Raw genomic sequence first — 5074 nt, forward strand, 5'->3', positions numbered from 1 at the left:
CGCGCCGGGCGGCGCGAGCGGGTGCCGGTCGCGCAGCCGGCCGAAATCCGGCCGCTGGTCGCCGAACTCAACGGGCTCCTCGACCAGAACGCCGCCAACCTCGCGCGTGCGCGCACGCATGTCGCGAACCTCGCCCACGGCCTCAAGACGCCGCTCGCCACCCTGACCCTGGCGCTCGCCGACCCGGCGCGCGATGCCGACGGCACCTTGCGCGGCCTCGTCGGGTCGATGGACCAGCAGGTCCGCCATCACCTGCGCCGCGCCCGCGCGGCGGCGCTCGAAGGCACGGCCCGTGGGCGGATCGGCTTGGCGAGCCCTATCCAGGATCTCGCCGCGACCCTCGGCCGCCTGCATGCCGCCAAGGGCGTGCGCGTCCGAACGGAGATCGCCGAAGGGCTGACTGTCAGCTGCGAGGCGCAGGACCTCGACGAGATGCTCGGGAACCTGATGGACAACGCCTGCCAATGGTGCCGCGGCGAGGTCCGGGTCTCGGCGGCAACGGAGGGCGACGCGGTGGCGATTGGCGTCGAGGACGACGGGATGGGCCTCGATCCGGCGGCGGCGACCTCGGTCCTGCGGCGTGGGCAGCGCCTCGACGAGACCGTGCCGGGCAACGGATTCGGCCTGTCGATCACCCTGGAGCTGGCCGAACTCTACGGCGGCGGCCTGACCCTCGACCGGTCCGACCTCGGCGGTCTGCGCGCGACCCTCGTCCTGCCGGGCTGAGGACCCAACGCAAGAAGCCCTCGACGGCGTCGGGCCGGAGGGCTGGTTCGACTAATGTGATCGGGAAGGTACGTGGCGCGGGCGACGGGACTCGAACCCGCGACCTCCGGCGTGACAGGCCGGCACTCTAACCAACTGAGCTACGCCCGCACGGCGTATCCGCTCGAAAGCCCGGTGGGCTTCGGCGACGAGCGGGGGTTTAGGTGGGGGGGCAGGGAGTGTCAAGCGTGACCTTGCCACGCGAGACGCGATTGTCCGCAGGCCCCGATTCTCCGGTCGGCGAACCGGATCTGTCTATTGGGGGGCTGCGCCGATCTGCCGTGTTGGCGAAGACCTGACATCGCGCCACCTCTCTGTCTCAGGCCGCGATTGTGCGACGCGCAAACGGCTTGTTTCACCGGGTCGGCTCGACTAAGCCTCGGCCCGCGCGCACTCTGGCATTGGAGCAATTCCATATCGCCGTTCGGTGAAGTTCAGGGCGGCGCGGTCCAGCGCGTGAGAGGTGTCGCATGACCGGTCTCCTGGCGGATTACCTGCCGCTCATCGTGTTCCTCGGCGTGTCGCTGTTCATCGCGGCGGCTCTTCTGGTGGCCCCGTTCCTGGTGGCCTATTCGAGCCCGGACCCGGAGAAGCTCTCGGCCTACGAGTGCGGCTTCAACGCCTTCGACGACGCCCGCATGAAGTTCGACGTGCGGTTCTACCTCGTCGCCATCCTGTTCATCATCTTCGACCTCGAAGTCGCCTTCCTGTTCCCCTGGGCCATCACGTTCGGGGATCTCGGCTGGTTCGGCATGTGGTCGATGATGGCCTTCCTCGGGGTCCTCACCGTCGGCTTCGTCTACGAGTGGCGCAAGGGCGCCCTCGAATGGGACTAGTCCGCGTCGTCGCCCCGCCCGCCCGCTCCTGAGGCATCCATGGCCTTCACCCCCGAACTGTCCCGTGCCCCGGCGATCGCGCCGCAGGCCAAGGGGCTCGTCGACCCGAACACCGGCCGCCCGATCGGTGCCGACGACCCGACCTTCCTGACGATCAGCGCGGAACTCGCCGACCGCGGCTTCCTGATCACCTCCACCGACGACCTGATCAACTGGGCCCGCACCGGCTCGCTGATGTGGATGACGTTCGGGCTCGCCTGCTGCGCGGTCGAGATGATGCAGATGTCGATGCCGCGCTACGATTGCGAGCGCTTCGGCTTCGCCCCGCGCGGCTCGCCCCGCCAGTCCGACGTGATGATCGTCGCGGGCACGCTGACCAACAAGATGGCCCCGGCTTTGCGCAAGGTCTACGACCAGATGCCGGAGCCGCGCTACGTGATCTCGATGGGCTCCTGCGCCAACGGCGGCGGCTACTACCACTACTCGTATTCGGTGGTCCGCGGCTGCGACCGGGTCGTGCCTGTCGACATCTACGTGCCGGGCTGCCCGCCGACGGCCGAAGCGCTGCTCTACGGCGTGCTGCTGCTGCAGAAGAAGATCCGCCGCACCGGCACGATCGAGCGCTGAGGGCAGGCGATGACCAACGGCATCTCGATCCTCGCCCACACCCAGCCCGTCTCCGGCGACGCGGCCCTGCAGGCGCTGTCGGACCACGTGGCCGGGGCGCTCGGCCCGGCGGTGGTCGAGCGCACCATCGCGCTCGGCGAGCTGACGCTGGTGGTCCAGGCCTCGGACATCGTGTTCGCGCTGACGTTCCTGCGCGACGACCCGGCCTGCGCCTTCCGGAACTTCATCGACATCTGCGGCGCCGACTACCCGAGCCGCGCACAGCGCTTCGACGTGGTCTACCACCTGCTCAGCCTGCGCAACAATTCCCGCATCCGGTTGAAGGTGCGCACCGACGAGGTCACGCCGGTCCCCTCCGTGATCGAGGTGTTCCCGGCGGCCAACTGGTACGAGCGCGAGACCTACGACCTCTACGGCATCCTGTTCTCGGGCCACCCGGACCTGCGCCGGCTGCTCACCGATTACGGCTTCGAGGGCCACCCCCTGCGCAAGGACTTCCCGCTCACCGGCTTCGTCGAGGTCCGCTACGACCAGGACGAGGCGCGCGTGGTCTACGAGCCGGTGAAGCTGACGCAGGAATTCCGGAACTTCGACTTCCTCTCGCCGTGGGAGGGCACCGAATACGTGCTTCCGGGCGACGAGAAGAAGACGGCTTGAGGCGGAGGGCTCACCATGACCGAGCATAATATCCGCAACTTCGCGATCAACTTCGGGCCGCAGCATCCGGCGGCGCACGGCGTGCTGCGCCTGGTGCTGGAGCTCGACGGCGAGGTGGTCGAGCGCGTCGACCCGCATATCGGCCTGCTCCACCGCGGCACCGAGAAGCTGATCGAGTACAAGACCTACCTCCAGGTCACGCCGTACTTCGACCGGCTCGACTACGTCTCGCCGATGAACCAGGAGCACGCCTTCTGCCTGGCGATCGAGAAGCTCGCTGGCATCGAGGTGCCGCGGCGCGCGCAGCTCATCCGCACCCTGTTCTGCGAGATCGGCCGCCTGCTCTCGCACCTGCTCAATGTCACGACGCAGGCGATGGACGTCGGCGCCCTCACGCCCCCGCTCTGGGGCTTCGAGGAGCGCGAGAAGCTGATGATCTTCTACGAGCGGGCCTCGGGCGCCCGGCTCCACGCCAACTACTTCCGCCCCGGTGGCGTCCACCAGGACCTGCCGCCCGCGCTGATCGACGACATCGAGGCGTTCTGCGACCCGTTCCTGCAGGTGGTCCAGGACCTCGACGACCTCGTCATGTCCAACCGCATCTTCAAGCAGCGCAACGTCGACATCGGCATCGTCTCGGTGGACGAGGCGATGGCCTGGGGCTTCTCCGGCCCGATGGTGCGCGGCTCGGGCATCCCGTGGGACCTGCGCAAGTCGCAGCCCTACGAGTGCTACGAGGAGATGGAGTTCGACATCCCCGTGGGGAAGAACGGCGACACCTACGATCGCCAGGTGATCCGCATGGAGGAGATGCGGGAATCCGTGAAGATCATGCGGCAATGCTGCGTCAAGCTGCGCGAGCCGGCGGGCCTGGGTCCGATCGCCTCGATCGACGGCAAGTTCGCGCCGCCGCCGCGCCGGGAGATGAAGCGCTCGATGGAAGCGCTCATCCACCACTTCAAGCTCTACACCGAAGGCTTCCACGTGCCCGAGGGGGAGGTCTACGCGGCCGTCGAGGCGCCCAAGGGCGAGTTCGGCGTCTACCTCGTCTCCGACGGCACCAACAAGCCGTATCGCTGCAAGATTCGCGCTCCGGGATTCGCCCACCTTCAGGCGATGGACTGGATGTGCCGCGGCCACCTGCTCGCCGATGTGTCCTGCGTGCTCGGCACGCTCGACATCGTCTTCGGCGAGGTCGACCGTTGAGCTGGAAGGGCCAGAACTGAGATGTCGAACCGCAGGCTCGCCCCCGCTTCCGAGCAGCCCGAGAGCTTCGCGTTCACGCAAGAGAACGCCGCCTGGGCCAAGGGGCAGATCGAGAAGTACCCGGAGGGCCGCCAAGCCTCGGCCGTGATCCCGCTGCTGTGGAAGGCGCAGGAGCAGAACGGCGGCTGGCTGCCGCGCCGCGCGATCGAGGCGGTGGCCGACGAGCTCGGCATGCCGCACATCCGCGTGCTCGAAGTGGCGACCTTCTACACGATGTTCGCCCTGGAGCCCGTGGGCCGGTTCTGGATCCAGCTCTGCGGCACGGTGCCGTGCGATTCCTGCGGCGCGCGCGAGTTGAAGGGCATGCTGCAGGCCCGCCTCGGGCCGGCCGGCCACGTCTCGGCCGACGGCAACTTCTCCTGGCTCGAAGTCGAGTGCCTGGGCGCCTGCTGCAACGCGCCGATGGTGCAGATCAACCAGGACTACTACGAGGACCTGACGCCCGAGAGTCTCGGCACGCTGATGGACGACCTCGCCGCCGGCCGTACGGTCAAGGTCGGCTCGCAGACCGGCCGCGTCTCGTCGGAGCCGCAGGGCGGGGCTGCGACGCTGAGCGACCCGACGCTGTTCGACGGCTCGCGCGTCGGCGCCTGGCGCCAGCGCTTCGAGGACAAGAACAAGGCGGAGGGCGACGAGGCCCGGGCCAAGGACGAGGCCGCCTCGACCGAGGCCCGCGCCGCGACCGAGCCCAAGATCGCCAAGCCCGATGCAGGCCGCCCCGTCGAGCGGCCCGTCTCCGACGCCCCGGCGCAGCGGGCGGCAGGCGGCGACGCGCCGATCAAGGCCGACGACCACGCCGACGCGGCCGAGCGCGGTCGCTCCATCGCCAAGCACGGCAGCGCCCGGCCGGGCGACGCCGACGTGCTGGATTCGCCGGCCAAGCGCGTGGCGGAGGGCGAGCCTGCGGGCGCAGAGGCGGGGGC

6 protein-coding genes and 1 tRNA gene are annotated in these 5074 nt (G+C 69.1%); 6 read left to right on the forward strand and 1 reads right to left on the reverse strand.

Annotation, left to right across the window (positions count from 1 at the left end; genetic code table 11):
- Positions 1-726: ATP-binding protein (locus FV222_RS16830; protein ID WP_246685507.1), on the forward strand; the 726-nt coding region annotated here is incomplete at its 5' end.
- 73 nt (positions 727-799) lie between these two features.
- Here the strand turns inward: FV222_RS16830 and FV222_RS16835 are convergent.
- Positions 800-876: transfer RNA gene (locus FV222_RS16835), tRNA-Asp, on the reverse strand.
- 359 nt (positions 877-1235) lie between these two features.
- On the opposite strand from FV222_RS16835, the gene FV222_RS16840 reads away from it, so the two are divergent.
- The 5 genes from FV222_RS16840 to nuoE all read left to right on the forward strand — a co-directional run.
- The gene (locus FV222_RS16840; protein WP_147728471.1) at positions 1236-1601 is read left to right on the forward strand and encodes an NADH-quinone oxidoreductase subunit A; all 366 of its coding nucleotides are present in this window, start codon (positions 1236-1238) and stop codon (positions 1599-1601) included.
- Positions 1602-1640: 39 nt separating this feature from the next.
- Positions 1641-2228 (forward strand): NADH-quinone oxidoreductase subunit B, encoded by a 588-nt coding sequence (locus FV222_RS16845; protein ID WP_147728470.1) that lies wholly within the window; start codon positions 1641-1643, stop codon positions 2226-2228.
- A gap of 9 nt (positions 2229-2237) precedes the next feature.
- A complete protein-coding gene (locus FV222_RS16850) occupies positions 2238-2885 on the forward strand; it encodes an NADH-quinone oxidoreductase subunit C (protein WP_147762743.1) in 648 nt (215 codons plus the stop codon).
- 15 nt (positions 2886-2900) lie between these two features.
- Complete coding sequence (locus FV222_RS16855) at positions 2901-4091, forward strand: NADH-quinone oxidoreductase subunit D (RefSeq protein ID WP_147751046.1); 1191 nt, start codon at positions 2901-2903, stop codon at positions 4089-4091.
- A 21-nt stretch (positions 4092-4112) separates the two neighbouring features.
- The coding region (gene nuoE / locus FV222_RS16860) for an NADH-quinone oxidoreductase subunit NuoE (RefSeq protein ID WP_147815196.1) at positions 4113-5074 on the forward strand (962 nt) is incomplete at its 3' end.

The sequence above is a fragment of the Methylobacterium sp. WL103 genome (assembly GCF_008039885.1).
Taxonomy (GTDB): Bacteria; Pseudomonadota; Alphaproteobacteria; order Rhizobiales; family Beijerinckiaceae; genus Methylobacterium; species Methylobacterium cerastii.